Annotated in this window: 18 protein-coding genes; 6 read left to right on the plus strand and 12 right to left on the minus strand. The window is 64.1% G+C overall.

What is annotated here, in order from left to right:
* Positions 1 to 41 precede the first annotated feature (41 nt).
* The 4 genes from BPHYT_RS24660 to BPHYT_RS24675 are packed head-to-tail and all read right to left on the minus strand — an operon-like array spanning position 42 to position 4,085.
* Complete coding sequence (locus BPHYT_RS24660; RefSeq protein ID WP_012426840.1) at positions 42 to 1,115, minus strand: ABC transporter ATP-binding protein; 1,074 nt, start codon at positions 1,113 to 1,115, stop codon at positions 42 to 44.
* 35 nt (positions 1,116 to 1,150) lie between these two features.
* Positions 1,151 to 2,038 carry an ABC transporter permease gene (locus BPHYT_RS24665; RefSeq protein ID WP_012426841.1) on the minus strand — a complete coding sequence of 296 codons (888 nt, stop codon included), beginning with the start codon at positions 2,036 to 2,038 and terminating at the stop codon, positions 1,151 to 1,153.
* Positions 2,035 to 2,985, minus strand: a complete 951-nt coding sequence (locus BPHYT_RS24670) for an ABC transporter permease (RefSeq protein ID WP_404935479.1) — start codon at positions 2,983 to 2,985, stop codon at positions 2,035 to 2,037. The genes BPHYT_RS24665 and BPHYT_RS24670 overlap by 4 nt, the downstream gene beginning before the upstream one ends.
* 5 nt (positions 2,986 to 2,990) lie before the next feature.
* Positions 2,991 to 4,085, minus strand: a complete 1,095-nt coding sequence (locus tag BPHYT_RS24675) for an ABC transporter substrate-binding protein (protein ID WP_012426843.1) — start codon at positions 4,083 to 4,085, stop codon at positions 2,991 to 2,993.
* Between the two features lie 11 nt (positions 4,086 to 4,096).
* Between BPHYT_RS24675 and BPHYT_RS24680 the strand changes: the two genes are divergently transcribed.
* A complete protein-coding gene (locus BPHYT_RS24680; protein WP_041759122.1) occupies positions 4,097 to 4,372 on the plus strand; it encodes a hypothetical protein in 276 nt (91 codons plus the stop codon).
* 242 nt (positions 4,373 to 4,614) lie between these two features.
* The gene (locus BPHYT_RS24685) at positions 4,615 to 5,508 is read left to right on the plus strand and encodes a LysR substrate-binding domain-containing protein (RefSeq protein ID WP_012426844.1); all 894 of its coding nucleotides are present in this window, start codon (positions 4,615 to 4,617) and stop codon (positions 5,506 to 5,508) included.
* 54 nt (positions 5,509 to 5,562) lie between these two features.
* Here the strand turns inward: BPHYT_RS24685 and BPHYT_RS24690 are convergent, their stop codons facing one another.
* Both BPHYT_RS24690 and BPHYT_RS24695 read right to left on the minus strand, forming a co-directional pair.
* Complete coding sequence (locus BPHYT_RS24690) at positions 5,563 to 6,645, minus strand: calcium:proton antiporter (protein ID WP_012426845.1); 1,083 nt, start codon at positions 6,643 to 6,645, stop codon at positions 5,563 to 5,565.
* 477 nt (positions 6,646 to 7,122) lie between these two features.
* The gene (locus tag BPHYT_RS24695; RefSeq protein ID WP_012426846.1) at positions 7,123 to 7,470 is read right to left on the minus strand and encodes a BON domain-containing protein; all 348 of its coding nucleotides are present in this window, start codon (positions 7,468 to 7,470) and stop codon (positions 7,123 to 7,125) included.
* A 417-nt stretch (positions 7,471 to 7,887) separates the two neighbouring features.
* On the opposite strand from BPHYT_RS24695, the gene BPHYT_RS24700 reads away from it, so the two are divergent.
* Both BPHYT_RS24700 and BPHYT_RS24705 read left to right on the plus strand, forming a co-directional pair.
* On the plus strand, positions 7,888 to 8,529 hold the full coding sequence (locus tag BPHYT_RS24700) for a DNA-3-methyladenine glycosylase (RefSeq protein WP_012426847.1): 642 nt from the start codon (positions 7,888 to 7,890) through the stop codon (positions 8,527 to 8,529).
* A 282-nt stretch (positions 8,530 to 8,811) separates the two neighbouring features.
* A complete protein-coding gene (locus tag BPHYT_RS24705; protein ID WP_012426848.1) occupies positions 8,812 to 9,156 on the plus strand; it encodes a DUF4148 domain-containing protein in 345 nt (114 codons plus the stop codon).
* A gap of 384 nt (positions 9,157 to 9,540) precedes the next feature.
* On the opposite strand, the gene BPHYT_RS24710 is transcribed toward BPHYT_RS24705, so the two are convergent.
* A complete protein-coding gene (locus BPHYT_RS24710) occupies positions 9,541 to 9,984 on the minus strand; it encodes a CBS domain-containing protein (protein WP_012426849.1) in 444 nt (147 codons plus the stop codon).
* 270 nt (positions 9,985 to 10,254) lie between these two features.
* On the opposite strand from BPHYT_RS24710, the gene ribA reads away from it, so the two are divergent.
* The gene (gene ribA, locus BPHYT_RS24715) at positions 10,255 to 10,905 is read left to right on the plus strand and encodes a GTP cyclohydrolase II (protein ID WP_012426850.1); all 651 of its coding nucleotides are present in this window, start codon (positions 10,255 to 10,257) and stop codon (positions 10,903 to 10,905) included.
* Positions 10,906 to 11,036: 131 nt separating this feature from the next.
* Here ribA and BPHYT_RS24720 read toward each other — a convergent pair whose 3' ends face one another.
* The gene (locus tag BPHYT_RS24720) at positions 11,037 to 11,243 is read right to left on the minus strand and encodes a hypothetical protein (protein WP_012426851.1); all 207 of its coding nucleotides are present in this window, start codon (positions 11,241 to 11,243) and stop codon (positions 11,037 to 11,039) included.
* Between the two features lie 14 nt (positions 11,244 to 11,257).
* Entirely contained in the window at positions 11,258 to 12,181 is a 924-nt protein-coding gene (locus tag BPHYT_RS24725) for an NmrA family NAD(P)-binding protein (protein ID WP_012426852.1), read from the minus strand.
* Positions 12,182 to 12,388: 207 nt separating this feature from the next.
* Here BPHYT_RS24725 and BPHYT_RS24730 point away from each other — a divergent pair, with 207 nt between their 5' ends.
* Positions 12,389 to 13,345: an AraC family transcriptional regulator gene (locus BPHYT_RS24730; RefSeq protein ID WP_012426853.1), complete on the plus strand. Its 957-nt coding sequence runs from the start codon at positions 12,389 to 12,391 to the stop codon at positions 13,343 to 13,345.
* A gap of 93 nt (positions 13,346 to 13,438) precedes the next feature.
* Here the strand turns inward: BPHYT_RS24730 and BPHYT_RS24735 are convergent, their stop codons facing one another.
* The 3 genes from BPHYT_RS24735 to BPHYT_RS24745 form a co-directional block, all read right to left on the minus strand.
* Positions 13,439 to 14,266 (minus strand): anti-sigma factor family protein, encoded by an 828-nt coding sequence (locus BPHYT_RS24735; RefSeq protein WP_012426854.1) that lies wholly within the window; start codon positions 14,264 to 14,266, stop codon positions 13,439 to 13,441.
* Positions 14,263 to 14,781: a sigma-70 family RNA polymerase sigma factor gene (locus BPHYT_RS24740; RefSeq protein ID WP_012426855.1), complete on the minus strand. Its 519-nt coding sequence runs from the start codon at positions 14,779 to 14,781 to the stop codon at positions 14,263 to 14,265. The genes BPHYT_RS24735 and BPHYT_RS24740 overlap by 4 nt, the downstream gene beginning before the upstream one ends.
* Positions 14,782 to 14,929: 148 nt before the next feature.
* Entirely contained in the window at positions 14,930 to 15,652 is a 723-nt protein-coding gene (locus BPHYT_RS24745; RefSeq protein ID WP_012426856.1) for an anti-sigma factor family protein, read from the minus strand.
* Positions 15,653 to 15,837: the final 185 nt, after the last annotated feature.

Genomic DNA, 15,837 nt, shown 5'->3' on the forward strand with positions numbered 1-15,837 from the left:
CGAAAATGTCGGTATTGGAATGGGTTCGAGTGACGTACGGCTCAATGCGCGGCGCGCGCGGCGATCAGTTTGCACGCGTGCGGTGGCAATTCCGCGAGCACCGGCATGCCGAGCGCAAGCCCCGGCGTTTCGCGCGGCGTGGTGGCGGCGGTCAACGTGAAACCGGCGCAATCGATGGTCGCTTCGAGCGACGCGCCCACGTCGCGGATAAACGTCACGGTGCCCAGCAGCCGGTTCGGGCCCGCCGCGTCGGACGCCGCTTTCACGCACACGTCTTCCGGCCGGATCAACAGGCGGATATCGCTGCTCGACTCCGGCACGCGCGCCGGCTGCACGACGCTGATGCGCCGGCCACCCGGCAGGCTCACGCCGCCCGCGCCGTCGTAGGTGACCGGCAGGATATTGCCGAGGCCGATAAAGTCGGCGACGAACTCGCTGACCGGATCGCGATAGATATCGAGCGGCTTGCCGACCTGCGCGATGCGGCCTTTCTCCATCACGACGATTTCGTCGGCCATCGTCATCGCTTCGCGCTGGTCGTGCGTGACCATGATCGTGGTGATGCCGAGGCGCTGCTGCAGCAGGCGGATTTCCACTTGCATGGCTTCGCGCAGCTTGGCGTCGAGCGCGGAGAGCGGCTCGTCGAGCAGCAGCAGTTTTGGTTGCGACGCGATCGCGCGCGCAATCGCCACGCGCTGGCGCTGGCCGCCGGAGAGTTGCGTGACCGGCCGGTTCGCCATGTGCGGCAACTGGATCAGTTCCAGCAATTCGGCCACGCGGCGCGTCTGCTGATCCTTCGCGGTTTTGCGCAGCTTCAGCGGATACGCGATGTTCTGCGCGACCGTCATGTGCGGAAACAGAGCGAGCGACTGAAACACCATGCCGAAGTCGCGCTGATTGGCCGGCAGGCGCGTGATGTCGCGCCCGGCGAAGTGGATGCTGCCCGAGGTCGGCGTTTCCAGCCCGGCGATCATGCGCAGCAGCGTGGTCTTGCCGCAGCCGGACGGGCCGAGGAAGCACACCAGCTTGCCGTCGGGCACGCTCAGATCGACGTTGTCCACGGCATGCGCCGCGCCGAAACGCCGGGTCACGGCCTGCAACGTTAAATGGGTCATCGGATGCTCCAGCAGTTGGGCGTCATGAGCGCGGATCACAAGGCGACGCCTTCGTCGCCGATCAGCTTTTCGAGCAGCCAGATCAGCGCGAAGTCGATCGCGACGATGAACACGGCGAAACAGAACACGGTCGGATCGAGCGACGACACCGTGCGGCTGTAGAGCCACACCGGCAGCGTCATCGTATCGATCCCGTAGAGAAAGAACGTGACCGTGAATTCGTTGAACGAGATGATGAACGCGAACAGCATACCGGCGAGAATGCCGGGGCGCATCAGCGGCAGGATCACGTCGACGAGCGCGCGGCCGGGACTCGCGCCCATCACGCAGGCGGCCTCTTCGAATTCCGGGCCGATCGAGGCGACCGACGCCGCGCAATTCTTCACGGTGAACGGCAGCGCCAGAATCACGTGCGCGATGATCAGGCGGAACACGCCGAGTTCGACCGGCAGCACGTTGAACACCAGCAGCAGCGACAGGCCGAGCATCACGAGCGGATAGACGAGCGGCAACGCGACCAGTTGCTCGACTGCGGGCTTGCCGCGAAAGCGGTAGCGGCTCAGCGCGTACGCGGCGGGCACCGAGACCAGCGTGGCGATCACCATGGTCGACAGCGCGACGACCAGGCTCGTGCGCAATGCGTCGCCCATCGAGAGCGTATCGCTCGCGTCCGGCGACACGAAGCTGTGCCAGGCGGCGTGATACCAGTGCAGGCCATAGGCGTGCGGCGGGAATTCGAGCGTGTCGGCCGCGCTGAACGACATCGTGATCATCGTGAGGATCGGCAGCGCGGCGAGGAACAGAACGATCGCCGCGAGCAGGGCGGTGGCCTTGCCGAGCTGGCCGGGCATGACGGCCGCGAGCCGTGGCGAGCGCGGCGAGCCCGGCATGCGCGAGGGAGCGGTTTGAACGGGCGTGCTCATGCGTGCGGCTCCTCGGCAAGTTTTTGCGTGCGGCGCACGAGACGCTGCGACAGCGCCATCACCGTCAACGTGGCGATCATCAAAACGACACCCGACGCGGAAGCCGCCGGCCAGTTCAGCAACGGCGCAACCTGATCGTGGACCAGCACGGCGAGCATCGGCACGCGGCGTCCGCCGAGCAGCAGCGGCACGGCGAACGCGCTCGCGTTGTACGCGAACACGAGCAGCGCGCCGGATACGAGGCCGGGCATCGCCAAAGGCAACAGCACGTGACGCAGCGTTTGCCAGCGTGTCGCGCCGAGCGTGGCGGCGGCTTCTTCGTAGGAACTCGAGACCGCGCGCATCGCGCTCGAAAGCGGCAGCACGGCAAGCGGAAACGCCGTCTGGATCAGCCCGAGCAGCACGCCGTTTTCGCGGTACAGCCACATCAACGGACGTTGCACGAGGCCGCTGCCGAGCAGCGCGTGATTGAGCAGACCGGCCGGTCCGAGAATGATCAGCCAGCCGTAGCCTTGCAGCAGCAGATTGACGAGCAGCGGCAGCAGCACGCCGGCCAGCAGGAGCCGCCGCGCGAGCCGCGACTTCGTGCGCGCCATGGCCAGTGCGACCGGAATCGCCAGCAGCACAGCGCAGATCATGCTTTGGAACGCGAGCTTCAAGGTGAGCCACAACGACTTCATGAAGTAGCCGTCGAGCAGGTCCGCGTAGTTTTGCAGCGTGAAGCCGTGCCACTCGTTGCCCTGCGTGCCGAAGCTCATGCGCAACACGACCAGCGCCGCCGCGCCGAGGATGGCGAGAAACAGCAGGATCGGCGCGAGCAGCAGCCATGGCCGCGCCTTTGCCATCGCGGTGGCGGCAGGCGTGTCCGGTCCGAGACCGGACGCACCCGACGCCGCATCGGACGCCGGCCCGGACGAAGCAACACGTCGCGAGAAGCGCGCGAGCATCGTCGTCATGCCGCGAAGATTTCGGTGTAACGCTTGATCCACGCTGGCTGCACCACGGCGAGCGCTTTGTCGTCATGCAGCACGGCTTTCTCGGCGATCTGCTGCGGGCTCGGCACGAACGCGCGGCTTTCGGCGGGTATCACCGCTTTCGAATTCACCGGGCCGTTCAGCACGTCGGCGGCCATGCGGCCTTGCACGCCGGCGTCGAGCGAATGGTTGATGAAGGCGTGGATCAGATCGCTGTCGCCCGGATGCGATTTCGGGATCACGGTGAACATCAGCTGAGTGGCGAAGCCTTCTTTCATGCCGTAGGTCACGCCCATCTTGTACTCGGGCTTGCGGATCTGGTCGGGGAAGAACGCCGGTGAATAGATGCCGCCGATATCCAGCGAGCCGGTACGGAACAGATCCGCCACCTGGTTCGGGTTCTCGCCGAGCGTCATCACGCGATCTTTCAGCTGCATCAGTTTCTTGAAGCCCGGCTCGATGTTCTGCTGCGAGCCGCCGTTCATCTTCGCGGCGATGATCGCGAGGTCGACCGCTTCGGCCCACTCGGGCGGCGGCAGGAACAGGCGTCCGGCGTATTTGGGATCCCACAGGGCTTCGTACGATGCGGGCGCGGTCTTGACCGTCGACGTGTTGTAGATCAAGCCGTCCGACCACAGCAGATAGCCCACGCCGAAGCCGTTCGCGCCCGTGCGGTACTGCGGCGCGACGTCTTTCAGATTCGGCAGTTTGTCCAGATCGGGCTTCATCAGCAGACCTGCATCGCCGAGACCGGCGGCGCCGACGCCGGCCAGGGTGATGACGTCGTAGGTCGGGCGGTCGCCTGCGGCCTTGACCTTCGCGACCATGCCGGAGGTGCCGTCGGCGCGGTCGGCGATGACTTTGGCGCCGGTTTTCGCGGTGAAGGTGGCGGCGATATTGCGCAGCGCGGCCGCGCCGGTGTCGTCCGACCAGGTCAACAGGCGCAACGTCTTGCCGCTGAAGTTGTGTTCCTGCGCGCGCAGATTGATGAACGGCATCGGCAAGGTGGATGCCGCGAGTGCGGCGCCGAGTGTCTTGATGGCCTGCCTTCTGCCCCGTTTGATCTCTTGCATGGCGGTCTCCTGTGTTGAACGCCTTGTTGCCGATGATGTCGCTGATTGACGCCGTCGCCTCGCTAATTGGCGTGTTCTGCCTGCGCTGCGTGTGGAAGCACTCTAGGTTTGCCAAAATCCCTCAACAAACGAAATATGCGCATGGACGGCATGACATAAGCTCATGCGGTGGCCATCGCGCGATTGCGCTCGTGCAGGGCGGTCAGACGGCGGAAGCGCCTAAGCAGCAACGCATGCGGGTTAACGTCCATGTTTCGTCGACGCTTTCCGCCCTTGCGGAGGTATGAGGAAAGCTCGGTTCTGGTGCGACTGTGGACGCGCGTTGCCCTGTGCCGGTGCATTGCGGCTTGCCGGAGCGCAAGATTCGGCAGCGGCATGAGCCGAATGCATAAGGCCAGTTTGCACGCTTGTCGTGCGGAAATTTCTGATCGCGTATCCTGTAGGCCCGGCGTGGCGCTCCGACGGCCTGCGATGAGCCGCGCCGCCACGCCCTCGCAATGACTTTTCCTGATCGTACTGGACACTCACGATGCGACGCCTACCGCCGCTCAATGCTTTGCAGATTTTCGAAACCGTGGCGCGGCATCGCAGTTTCACGCGTGCCGCCGATCATTTATGCCTGACGCAGGGCGCGGTCAGCCGGCAAATCATCGCGCTCGAGGATTACTACAAGTTTCCGCTCTTCAAGCGCCATGCGAAAGGCCTGACGCTCACCGCCGAAGGCGAATTGTTGCTGCCGGCCGTGAAGGAGAGCTTCGCGCGCATCGAGGAAATTTCGCTACGTCTCACGCGGCAGCGCACCGATCTCGCGTTGAAAGTGCCGACCTGTGTGATGCGCTGGATGTTGCCGAAGATCATGCGCTTTCAGGCCGAGTATCCCGAACTGCACGTGCAGATCACGACCACGTGGCAGCACGACGTCGATTTCCAGCTCGAACCGTTCGACGCCGCGATCATCTACGGTTCGTCGCCGGGGGCGGGCGTGCAGGCAGTGCCGTTGTTCGAGGAGCGTCTGACGCCCGTGTGCGCACCCGATCTTTTGAAGGACAAGCCGCTCGCCGAAGTGGCCGACCTCGCGCGTCATACGCTGCTGCACCCCACGCGAGATCATCGCGACTGGAAGATGTGGCTCGCCAAGGTGACCGAGATCGATGCCGCGAACGCTGCGGCGATCGACGCCGAACACGGCCCGAGCTTCGATACGCTGGATATGGCGACCAATGCTGCGCTACAGGGCTTCGGTGTCGCGATCAGCGACCTCGCGCTGATCGACGAGGACGTGGCGGCAAAGCGTCTCGTGCGCCCGTTCGATACGGTGCTCAAGACCGGTTGGCGCTATTACTTCGTTTATCCGGACTCGGTCGCGCATCAGCAGAAGCTGAATCTGTTCCGCGACTGGATTGCGGCGCACTGGGAAGAGTAGGCGCGCCCGTTTCAACGGTGTGGGGCCCTCTCTTTAAGGATCAGGCCCGCAGGCTCAGGGCGCGAACGACAGAAACAGATACGCCGCGAACAGCGACAGATGCACGGCGCCTTGAAGAATCGTCGTGCGCCCGCTGCTGAGCGTGAGCGTGCCGACGATCAGCGTAAGCACGAGCAGCACGGTTTCCTTGCCGTCGATGCCCAACACCAGCGGCTGGCCGGTATACAAAAACACGCAGGCGACCGTCGGAATGGTCAGCCCGATACTGGCCAGCGCCGAGCCGAGCGCGAGATTCAGGCTATTCTGCAAGCGGTCGGCGCGCGCCGCGCGCACCGCGGCAAGCCCTTCAGGCAACAGCACGAGCGCGGCAATGATAATGCCGACCACCGCCGGCGGCGCGCCCGCATTCTCGACCGCCGTTTCGACCACCGGCGAGAGCACCTTCGCAAGCAACACCACCGCGACGAGGCACACCAGCAGCAAACCGCCGGCCGCCAGCGCCTGGCCGGCGCTCGGTGGCGCGGCGTGGACGTCCTCATCCGGCGTGCCGGCCAGGAAGTAATCGCGATGGCGAACGGTTTGCACGAATACGAACACGCCATACAGCACCAGCGACGACACCCCCGCAAACGCCAGTTGCGAAGACGACAGGATCGGACCGACGCTGGTGGTCGTGTAGTTCGGCATGACCAGCGTCAGCACGGAGAGCGACGCGAGCACCGCCAGCGCCGCAGCAGCGCCGCGACTCTGGAAATCCTGCTCGCGGTGGCGAATGCCGCCGACCAGCAGGCAAATGCCGACAATGCCGTTGCAAACGATCATGACCGCGGCGAAAACCGTGTCGCGCGCGAGGGCGGCTTTTTCCGGACCGGACGTGAGCATGACCGAGACGATCAGCGCGACCTCGATCACGGTGACGGCCACCGCCAGCACCAACGTGCCGAACGGCTCACCGACGCGATGCGCGACCACTTCCGCATGATGCACGGCGGTGAAGACCGCCGCGCACAGCGCGACGCCGACCAGCACGAGCAGCAGCCCGCTGTCCGGCATGGCATACCCGATGCCGAGCACGATCCACGCAAGGAACGGCGCGGCAATGGTCCAGCGGGGCAGAACGATCGCGGGCGTGGTCATTCGGGCTTCCTTTTAATGCTTGTCGTGAATGGCCCGGCGGGACGCGGATGGCTTCCGCCCTGGCTTGAAACAAGCGCGCATGGTCATGCAACTTCTAAACAACACGCTCTAACGCTTTAAATTATAAAGGATAGTTGTTCGTGTGCGAGGCTATGTCGATTCTTAGGGACACATGACGACGGCGTGCGTCCGGCATGCTGTGGCGCAAACGGCGACTAGTGGAGAAAGGGATCGGGTCACGCAGAATTGCGCGGATAACGCGTGGCGGGTGTGACTGATGCGTCGCTGGTGCGTGCTTAATGCTCGGCGGCCAAGGCGACCGGTATGCGTTGAGTTCCGCATCGGTAATGCGGGATGCAGGGCGAATCCAAGTGTGCCGAGCATACTACGGGTGCGCGGCTCCCGGCGAACTGCTCGAAACCGCTCCGGTAACGCCAATGCCCTGCGAGAAGGCATTGGCGTCCAGGGTTCACTCGGTTACTGGCCGACCGGACGAATCGTCAGCGCGTTCTTGACCGACGTCACGCCTGCCACGCCTTGTGCGGTCTGGGTGGCCAGATCGACTTGCGGTTGTTCGGGCACGGAGCCGGCCAGCGTCACTGCGCCGCCACGTGCGCGCACGGTGATGTTCGACACGCTCAGGCCTTTCGTCTTCGACAGGGCCGAGCGGACCTTGCGTCCCAAAGCGCGGTCGGTCGCTTTGGTCTGCTTGGCCGTCGGCGCTGCCGCTGCCGGGGCTGCATCGCTGCTCTGTGCATATGCGTTGAGGGACGCGAGAACGATCAGCGCGCCGCCGATCATCTTGATTGCCGGGAATGCTTTCATTCAACTCTCTCCTATTGTCATGGGTACAACCGCCTCCGAATGAGGCAGTGCGCTACACCAGCGGGTACATCGGGATCAAAACTGAATGGAACGGTGCTGCGGATCGTGCGAATGCTATCCATCTGTATGTTGATTCGGGCGGGCCGAAACACACGCGAGCCGGCAAAGGCTGTGCTGCAGGCCGGAAACACACGATACTCCAATTAGTGCCATGGTGATGGCGGCGCTGCACAGAAGTGAGGTTTTGGTACAACGAATAGGCCGATGAAAACTGGCCGATGGCGGTCAATCGCTGGGACCGACGCGCGCATCGCACCGTCCACGGCTCGCGCAATGGCCCGATCCGCATGCCTTTTCATGCTGTTTGCATTTTCTCTTAAGCCCCACACCATGCGCTTTAAAAATAAGGCCTGACGCATGCGGAAACATCAACTCCCCATCCTGCCCTTGCTTCGTGACGATTTGCCTCTCGACACCGTCGAACTCGCGCGCTTCATGATCGGCAAATACCTCGTGCACGATCTGCCCGAAGGCCGCATGAGCGGGCGCATCGTCGAGACCGAGGCGTATCCGCTCGGCGATTCGACCAGCCATGCATTCATGGGCCGCCGGCCGCATAACGGTTCGATGTTTCTCGCGCCGGGTCACGCGTATGTGCGGCTGACCTATGGGCTGTCGTACATGCTCAATATGTCTGCCGAAGCCGAGGAAGTCGGCGCCGGCATTCTGCTGCGCGCGATCGAACCGCTCGAAGGCCTGCCGTTGATCGAAGCGCGGCGCCCCGGCGTGCCGTTGCGCGATCTCGCGCGCGGACCCGGCCGGCTCACGATGGCGTTCGGCGTCGGACCGTCGTTCGACGGCTGGGATCTGTGCTCGGGGCAGGGCTTGTGGATCGGCGTTATCGAGCGGGGCGAGGTGCCGGTCGGTGTGACAACGCGCATTGGCTTGTCGCGCGAAATGCATCAACCGCTCAGATTCTTCGAACCCGGCAGCGCCTTTGTCAGCGGGCCGCGCAAGCTGCTGGTAACGCCCCAGTCCGGTGCGCCGAAGCGGGCGTAAATTTGCCCTGCAATTCTGCGTCTGACGGTAGAACATGCTCAGATCAGAGGTATTTTTGAAACTTCAGACACAAAGGGTTACGTTCCCGACAATTATTACGCCAGAGATGCTTTCTGAATGCGACCTTGCGGTAATTTCCAGACCATTTTTGCGATTCCGACAATTATCTATCTCTTAATCAAGGGTTTTCCCTTGGCGATGTGATGACTAGACTGAATTCACCCGCTTCTCACATGGTGTGGCAAGCGTCGCAAATAAAACTAGGTCTGGAGGTAAATCATCATGAAATCGCTTATCAAGGCAGTTGCCATTGCAGCCGTTCTCGCCGCTCCGATCGCTTCGTTCGCTCAGGCGAGCCAGCAGCCCGTGACCCGCGCGGATGTTCGCGCCGATCTGATCCGGGTGGAACAGGCGGGGTATAACCCGGCTGCGTCGAACGATCCGACTTATCCGTCGGACATCCAGGCTGCTGAACGGCGCGTCCAGGCGCAAAACCCGGCCGTTGCGCAGACACAGGAGCCGGTCGCAGACACCAGCGGTTACGGTGGCGCGGTGAGTGGTTCGTCGCAAGCCGGCGGCGTGGTTCAGCCGATGTCGGGCTCGAAGTCGGTCTACTTCGGTAATTAAGCGAGGTAGCCGGGCAAGCGGATTCGGCGCTCAGCGGTCGGCTTGCCCGGTGGAGCACGGAACGACACGGAGCCGCAGGGACCAGTTCGAACTGCGGTTCCAAAAACGTTGCGCTGTCTGAAAATCGAAATTGGAAACCGCGGCAAGTGCTCTGAAATTGAAAACAACGTGCGCGTTCCGTCATGACGCGCACGGTTGCAAACGTTGAGTCGGTCAAGCGCGCCACGCGCCAGCAGTGCTGCGAGCGCCACAAGACCGCCGTGCCGCGCGAGCGGCGCACCAGTCAAGAAACCTCCGCTGCCGCAAGGTAGCTTCGCCCAACCGTTTGACCGATTGGGCTTTTTTTGCGCGTCCGGTCTGGCGGCGTGCGCCGCGCGCCGTCCGTCAGGGCCGCTCGCCGTGAATATAGAACTCGAGTTGCTGAATGGTGAACTGCTGTTCGGCGATGATGTTCTTCACCAGGTCGCCGATCGATACCATGCCGACCAGCCGGTCATTCTCGATCACCGGCAAGTGGCGCATACGCCGCTCCGTCATGAGGGCCATGCAGTCGTCGGTGGTCTGATCGGGGCGCACGAAGCGCACCGCCTTGCTCATGATGTCGCGCACCGGCGTGGCCTTCGACGAACGGTCCATCAGCACGACCTTGCGCGCGTAGTCGCGCTCCGTGACGATGCCGGCGATGCTGTCGCCGTCTGTCACGACCAGCGCGCCGATGCCTTTTTCGGCCATCAGCTTGATTGCCTCATAGACTGAGTCGTCGGCCCCGACAGTAAAAACGGTGGTGTTGTTCGGTTTCGTTTTAAGAAGCTGTGCAACGCTTGTCATGGAGCGGCTCCGTTTCGCAGTGCAGCACGCCGGCGCGGCGCGCTGTCGTGAGGGACAGGCGATTCCAGTATAGGCGTGACGCGGCACCGGGGTACTTCGGGAATACCTGTGGCGCGCCGGACGTTTAACTCGGGTAGCGCCGCGCCGCGACGGCGGTTCCGTGCCGCATGCAAGAGCATACGGGTGCGGGACGCCGATTAGCGGTAAACTCCCAGTCCGTACCTTATTCCCGGTTTGATCGGGTTCATGTCAGCACCATTGTCTAACGCCATGCTCACGTCTCACGATCCGTCGCCCGCAGTAGACGGCGCAACCAACGGCGAATGCGTCATTCTCGACGCCACCGCCACGCTTCCCACGCGCTACGGCACGTTCACTTCCTACGTGTTTCGCGTATGCGAAAGCGGCGCCGAACATCTCGCGCTCGTGATGGGCGACGTCGCCAACCAGTCGTCCGTGTTGACGCGCCTGCATTCCGAATGCCTCACCGGCGACGTGCTCGGCTCGTACCGCTGCGACTGCGGCGAGCAACTCGACCTCGCGCTGCGCTATATCGCGGCGGAAGGCTGCGGCGTGCTGCTGTATCTGCGCGGCCACGAAGGGCGCGGCATCGGCCTGTCGAACAAGATTCGCGCGTATGCGCTGCAGGAGCAGGGGCGCGACACTGTCGAGGCCAATCTTGATCTCGGCTTGCCGGACGACTCGCGCGAATACGATTCGGCCGCCGGCATTCTGCGCACGCTGAAGGTCACGTCGGTGCGTCTGATGAGCAACAATCCGGAGAAGTTCGACACGCTGTCCAAGCACGGCATTCCGGTGTGCGAGCGGGTCGCGCTGGCGATTCCGATGCGCGAGGAAAACGAGCGCTATATCCGCACCAAGCAGGTGAAGTTCGGTCATTACTTCGACGAGAACGAATGAGCCGCGCGCACGCACCGGCCGCCGTGTGTGCTGGATGCCGGCCGGCGCTGTAGCGGCGGATTCGTCGATATCTCGCGCCCGGCATGCCGGGCGTTTTGCTTTGCGCCTTCGGTGGATCTAAGTGCGGCCGGTCAGAACAGGCTGAAGTCGTCGTTGCTGTCGGGGATGGCGTTGAGCACGTCCCGCAGCGCGCGCCAGCCTAGCCATCCCGCGAGACTTGCCGATATCGCCAGCCAGCGGTGCGAGCGCGTGCTCGTGCGTGTGGACTGCGTTCGACGCTGTACAGGCGCGACCTTGCGCGCGTCGATCGATGCGCGCAGCAAAGGGCAGGTATGCATGCGGCCTCTCCTGTTTATCGAGCAGTGCCGGCAGCAGGTGCCGCGGCTGCGACTGCGGCCGCACGCGGCAGAAGCGCTGCGAACACTTCCCCTAACGCCGTCGCGCCGAAGCGCCGTTCGCTAATGTCCGCTTCGACATCGATACGGCCCGCGTTATGCGCATCGTAGAGATCGGTGATCAAACGCGCATGGTGTTCTCCAAGCCCTGCGCCTTGCAGCAGCGCGGCCCATTCGCCGCGCGGCACCTCGCGTGCGACGACGGCACGGCCCGCCAGTTCGCCGATCGTGCGCGCCACGTCCAATGCGCTGACACGCTCGTCGCTTTCTATGCTCACCACGCGCGGCGAGACCGGCTGCGCGCCATTGTCGAGCAGCAACTCGGCGGCGAGCACGCCCACGTCCTGCGCGGCGACAGTCGGAAAGCGCTTGCTCAACGGATGATGCAAACTCGGCAACGCGCCGCTCGCGAGCGCGACCGGCAGTACGCGCGCCCAGTTGTGCATATGTTCGGCGGCGCGCAAAAACGTCAACTGCGAATCGACGGTTCGCAGTTGCGTTTCAAGCTCGTGAAACAGCGTGGTGATGCCCGTGCCGGCCGCATGTTCCGCGCCGTAGTCGGAGAGCGCGACGATGCGCGGCGGCGGATCGGCGCGCAGCGCGGCGACGCTCACGTCGATCATGCGGCGCATCGGTTGCGCGGGATCGGCGTGCCCATTCGGCAACGGACACAGCAGTTGCACCGCATGCGCGCCTTCGATGGCGCGCGCCACGGTCGCGGCGTCGAGCAGATCGGCGACGACGATCTCGCAGCCGAGCCCGGCGAGGAATGCGCCCTGTTGCTTGTCACGGACGACCGCGCGCACGTTGCAGCCCGCCCGGCGCAATGCCGCCGCGCTTACTTTGCCGACATTGCCGGCAGCTCCAAAAATCACGAACACGTTGCACTCCCTGGTTGACTCGGTACGACCTCATCATAGGGACGCAGCGACGCGAAAACGCGCGGGCAAGGATCGCGCCGCGCAGATTCGGATGACGGTTTTTACTTGCCCCGCCGCGGCGGAAACGTTGAATTACGTAGAGTCGAGCGAAGCAACGCAAAACGCCGCACAATGCAGACTCACTTGCCGCCATCCACGAGGGAAGCAATGAATGCAGTGACACCGATACCGGCCGGGCAACCGAAACCGCTGCTGCAACCGCTGCCGCATAGCGGTTCCCGCCTCACGTTGCGCTCGAGCGGATTGCTCGGCTGGCAGGGCTTCGGCGCGGAACTGGTCAACGTGTCTGCCGGGCTGCACCGTATTCCCGCGTTCAAGTATCACCGGGTGGGCGTGCATGTCGGCGCGCCGGTCAGGGCGCGCTGCCTGTGCAACGAGCGCGGCCACTCGCGAATCCAGGCGCATGGCGACGCCGACGTGATTCCCGCCGGTCTCGACGGGCAGTGGAGCGACGAGGCCGCCTGCACGATTTTCAGCGTGTGGATCAGCGAGGCGTTCGCGCAACGGACCGTCGAGCAACTGTCGTTGAAATCCGGCGATGCGCAATTGCGTCCGCAATTCCAGATGCGCGATCCGCGCTTCCAGCATCTCGCCTGGGCCTTGCGCGCCGAGCTCGAAGCGGACGAGGCATCCGATCCGCTCTACGCCGAAAGCCTGTGTACGGCGATGGTGGTGCGCCTGATCGGCGGTGCGCCAACGCTCGAGAACAAGCGGCGCACGCTCGCGCCGAAAACGGCCGCGCGCGTGATCGAGTTCATTGAGGCGCATCTCGACCAGCGTCTCACGCTAAGCGAACTGGCCGCGCTCGTCGAGTTGAGCGTGCCGCATTTCAAGGTGCTGTTTCGCGAGACGCTCGGCATGCCGGTGCATCGATACGTGGTGCAGCGGCGCGTGGAGCGCGCGCGAACGTTGCTGTTGGAAGGCAAGCTCAATGCGAGTCAGATTGCGCTCGATACGGGCTTCGCGCATCAGAGTCACATGGCGCATTGGATGGGCCGCCTGTTGGGCGTGACGCCGCGCGAGCTGATCAGATCAGGTGCGAATGCGGGCAATATTGTCGAGCTCGATTCGAACCAGAGCCGCAACATTGCCATACCGCGATAAGGTCACGAAACCAGGCGCTGCACGCGGCCTCATCTCGTTAGAGGCCGCGCGCCCGCAAACTGAAATGCAAACCGCAATGCAGCAGCCTTGCGATCAACCCGGCGCCGCGCCCGTCAACTGCGAATACACGTCATGTGAAAGTTGCAGCAACTCCTTGCGCTCGATGCCTCCCGACACCGCATAGCCAAAGTCGCCGTCGATCCAGTAAAACACGTTCACCGGGCCGTCCTGATACAGCTTGAACGCCGTCGTGTTCGAATTCTGCTGGCGACGCGAAATGCACAGCGTGACCCGCTCGCCGTTCGGCCCGCGATACATGAACTGCGCGGTCGGCCCATCGGCGCCCGGCAGCAGACGCCCGCCCGAGAGATTGAAACCGCTCTTCGAGAGAATCGGCGGATGCACGTTGGTGCCGAGCCGGTTGGCGAGCCACTGCACGAAATCCTGCTCGTGGTCGTCGGTGCTCAGTTCGGTCGGCCGGTCGACGGCGGGCATGTAGACCACATGCGCCACCGCCGCCTGCCGCGCGAACATTTCCGAACTGTCCGCGCTGACCGGGCGCGTGTCCGAGTGGCCGCCCGCGACCGGCGCGATCACGTCCTGTCCCATATGCGTGCCCACGCCGATGCCCACGCCCATCACCAGTGCCGCCGCCATCCCGGCGAATTGCGGCCAGTTGGCGGCAATCCGCCAGCGGCGCGGGGCGGGCGCCTGCAGGCGCTTCGGCACGGGCTCGTTCAGCACGCGGTCGTAGCGCTCATGGAACATGCTGTTCAGCGAAAAATAATCGCTGACGCGCGCGGCCAGCTCGGGATTCTGTTCGAGCGCGCGCTCCACATCGGCACGGCGTTCGTCGGACAGCGTGCCGTCCACGTACGCGTGCAGGTCTTCTTCGCCGATCGGCATAGTCTGGTCGCTCATCGCACCACCTGTAATTTTGCACCGGGCTGCGTGCCCGCCATCAACGCCCGCAAGCGTTCGCGTCCGCGCGACAGCCGCGACATCACCGTGCCGAGCGGGATGTTCAGCGCAAGCGCCACGTCGGCATAGCTCATTTCCTCGAGGCCTACCAGCAGCACGACTTCGCGCTGCTCCATGGGCAGACGCTGCAACGCGTAGTCGAGGTCGCGCATTTCCAGAGAGCGGGTCTGCTCGGAGGGCACGGCGAATTCGCTCTCCGACACGCTTTCGTCGTCGACCGCCACGTGGACGGCGCGCGCCGACGCCTTGCGCGCCTGATTGGCGAACACGTTGTGCATGATCGTAAACAGCCACGCGCGCAGGTCGGTGCCCGGCTGGAACATGCCGGTGCGGCCGAGCGCGCGCTCGAGCGTGTCCTGCACCAGGTCGTCGGCGAGGTCGCGATTGTTGATCAGCGCTCGCGCATAGCGCCGCAATCGCGGCACATGCTCCATCAACTCGTCACGGACATCCATTTTTTATCCCAATCGTGGGGTTTTCCGCAGGCAAGGAGGCGTGCTGCTGTCGCGCGAAAAGACGCATTTGAGAAGCGAACACGGTTGCGCGCAGTTTATTCCCCGCAGTGTTTGAAATCGTGAATCGCGTACTGTATTCATCACGTCGTTATCGCATGGTCATCGTGTCGGCGGCGCGCATCAGGCCGTGGGTGCGGGCGTCGCCGGCGACCACGAATCGCTGCCGCTGCGCGGTCCACAGCAACAGGCGAATCTCGCCGATGCGTCTCGCGGACCACTGCGGCTGCGCCGGCGCGAACAGCGCCAACGCCGACAGCAGCACGACCGGTTGATTGTCGCCGTTCAGATAGATGAATTCGCTGACCCGCTGCAACGGACCCAGCGCCACCACGCGCCGGTCCACGAGACGCAAGCCGATCGCCGAGAGATTCGGCGCGGACGCATCGACGCGCGTGGGCGAAGCTGCCGACACCTGGCCGGCGGCACTTTCTGCGAGCGCCATCACCGCGGCGTTGTTCAGCGCCAGGGCGGACACCTGGGTAGCGGCGAGCCAGCCGCTTGCCACCGCCAACGTCAGCGCGAGCGCCGCCAGCGCGTTGAGCCACTTTCGCGTGCGTTTTGACATGTCGATGCGCCCGATTGCCCGGCGCCACCCGGTGACGCGGCCCGGCGCGGGTTCGTCCGTTGTTTGAAAAGCCTGCTGGATCTGCGCGTTCAGCCTGCCGTAAAACGCCACGCGGCGCGCCTCCGCCGGATCCTTGCCCAGATATTCCCGCAGGAACGCGGCGCGCTCCGGCGTCAGTGTGCCGTCAGCGTAGGCCTGAATGTCCGCTTCGGAAAGCGGCGAATCGGAAGGGGCGTCAGTGGTCATGGTGTCGGCGTGCGTCGGAGTTCGGCTGTCGAGGGGCGAACACGCACACACCCCAGTTTATTCCATATGTTCGCACGCCAATTTTTACGCTTGCCGGCCTCGCGCGATCGCACTTTCACGCAGCCCTCACCGCGCCGCCCACGCGCGAGCTAACCCGATTGCACCCGCGTTTATTCCCGCTTTCG

This window comes from Paraburkholderia phytofirmans PsJN, assembly GCF_000020125.1.
Taxonomy (GTDB): Bacteria; Pseudomonadota; Gammaproteobacteria; order Burkholderiales; family Burkholderiaceae; genus Paraburkholderia; species Paraburkholderia phytofirmans.

What these genes read in the sequence shown, in the direction of transcription:
- BPHYT_RS24690 (WP_012426845.1), bottom strand. Translation starts at nt 6,645, where the DNA reads ATGACCACGCCCGCGATCGTTCTGCCCCGCTGGACCATTGCCGCGCCG.
- BPHYT_RS24735 (WP_012426854.1), bottom strand. Translation starts at nt 14,266, where the DNA reads ATGAGCGACCAGACTATGCCGATCGGCGAAGAAGACCTGCACGCGTAC.
- BPHYT_RS24685 (WP_012426844.1), top strand. Translation starts at nt 4,615, where the DNA reads ATGCGACGCCTACCGCCGCTCAATGCTTTGCAGATTTTCGAAACCGTG.
- BPHYT_RS24675 (WP_012426843.1), bottom strand. Translation starts at nt 4,085, where the DNA reads ATGCAAGAGATCAAACGGGGCAGAAGGCAGGCCATCAAGACACTCGGC.
- BPHYT_RS24695 (WP_012426846.1), bottom strand. Translation starts at nt 7,470, where the DNA reads ATGAAAGCATTCCCGGCAATCAAGATGATCGGCGGCGCGCTGATCGTT.
- BPHYT_RS24740 (WP_012426855.1), bottom strand. Translation starts at nt 14,781, where the DNA reads ATGGATGTCCGTGACGAGTTGATGGAGCATGTGCCGCGATTGCGGCGC.
- BPHYT_RS24670 (WP_404935479.1), bottom strand. Translation starts at nt 2,985, where the DNA reads ATGCTCGCGCGCTTCTCGCGACGTGTTGCTTCGTCCGGGCCGGCGTCC.
- BPHYT_RS24665 (WP_012426841.1), bottom strand. Translation starts at nt 2,038, where the DNA reads ATGAGCACGCCCGTTCAAACCGCTCCCTCGCGCATGCCGGGCTCGCCG.
- BPHYT_RS24700 (WP_012426847.1), top strand. Translation starts at nt 7,888, where the DNA reads ATGCGGAAACATCAACTCCCCATCCTGCCCTTGCTTCGTGACGATTTG.
- BPHYT_RS24720 (WP_012426851.1), bottom strand. Translation starts at nt 11,243, where the DNA reads ATGCATACCTGCCCTTTGCTGCGCGCATCGATCGACGCGCGCAAGGTC.
- BPHYT_RS24745 (WP_012426856.1), bottom strand. Translation starts at nt 15,652, where the DNA reads ATGACCACTGACGCCCCTTCCGATTCGCCGCTTTCCGAAGCGGACATT.
- BPHYT_RS24710 (WP_012426849.1), bottom strand. Translation starts at nt 9,984, where the DNA reads ATGACAAGCGTTGCACAGCTTCTTAAAACGAAACCGAACAACACCACC.
- BPHYT_RS24705 (WP_012426848.1), top strand. Translation starts at nt 8,812, where the DNA reads ATGAAATCGCTTATCAAGGCAGTTGCCATTGCAGCCGTTCTCGCCGCT.
- BPHYT_RS24660 (WP_012426840.1), bottom strand. Translation starts at nt 1,115, where the DNA reads ATGACCCATTTAACGTTGCAGGCCGTGACCCGGCGTTTCGGCGCGGCG.
- BPHYT_RS24730 (WP_012426853.1), top strand. Translation starts at nt 12,389, where the DNA reads ATGAATGCAGTGACACCGATACCGGCCGGGCAACCGAAACCGCTGCTG.
- ribA (WP_012426850.1), top strand. Translation starts at nt 10,255, where the DNA reads ATGCTCACGTCTCACGATCCGTCGCCCGCAGTAGACGGCGCAACCAAC.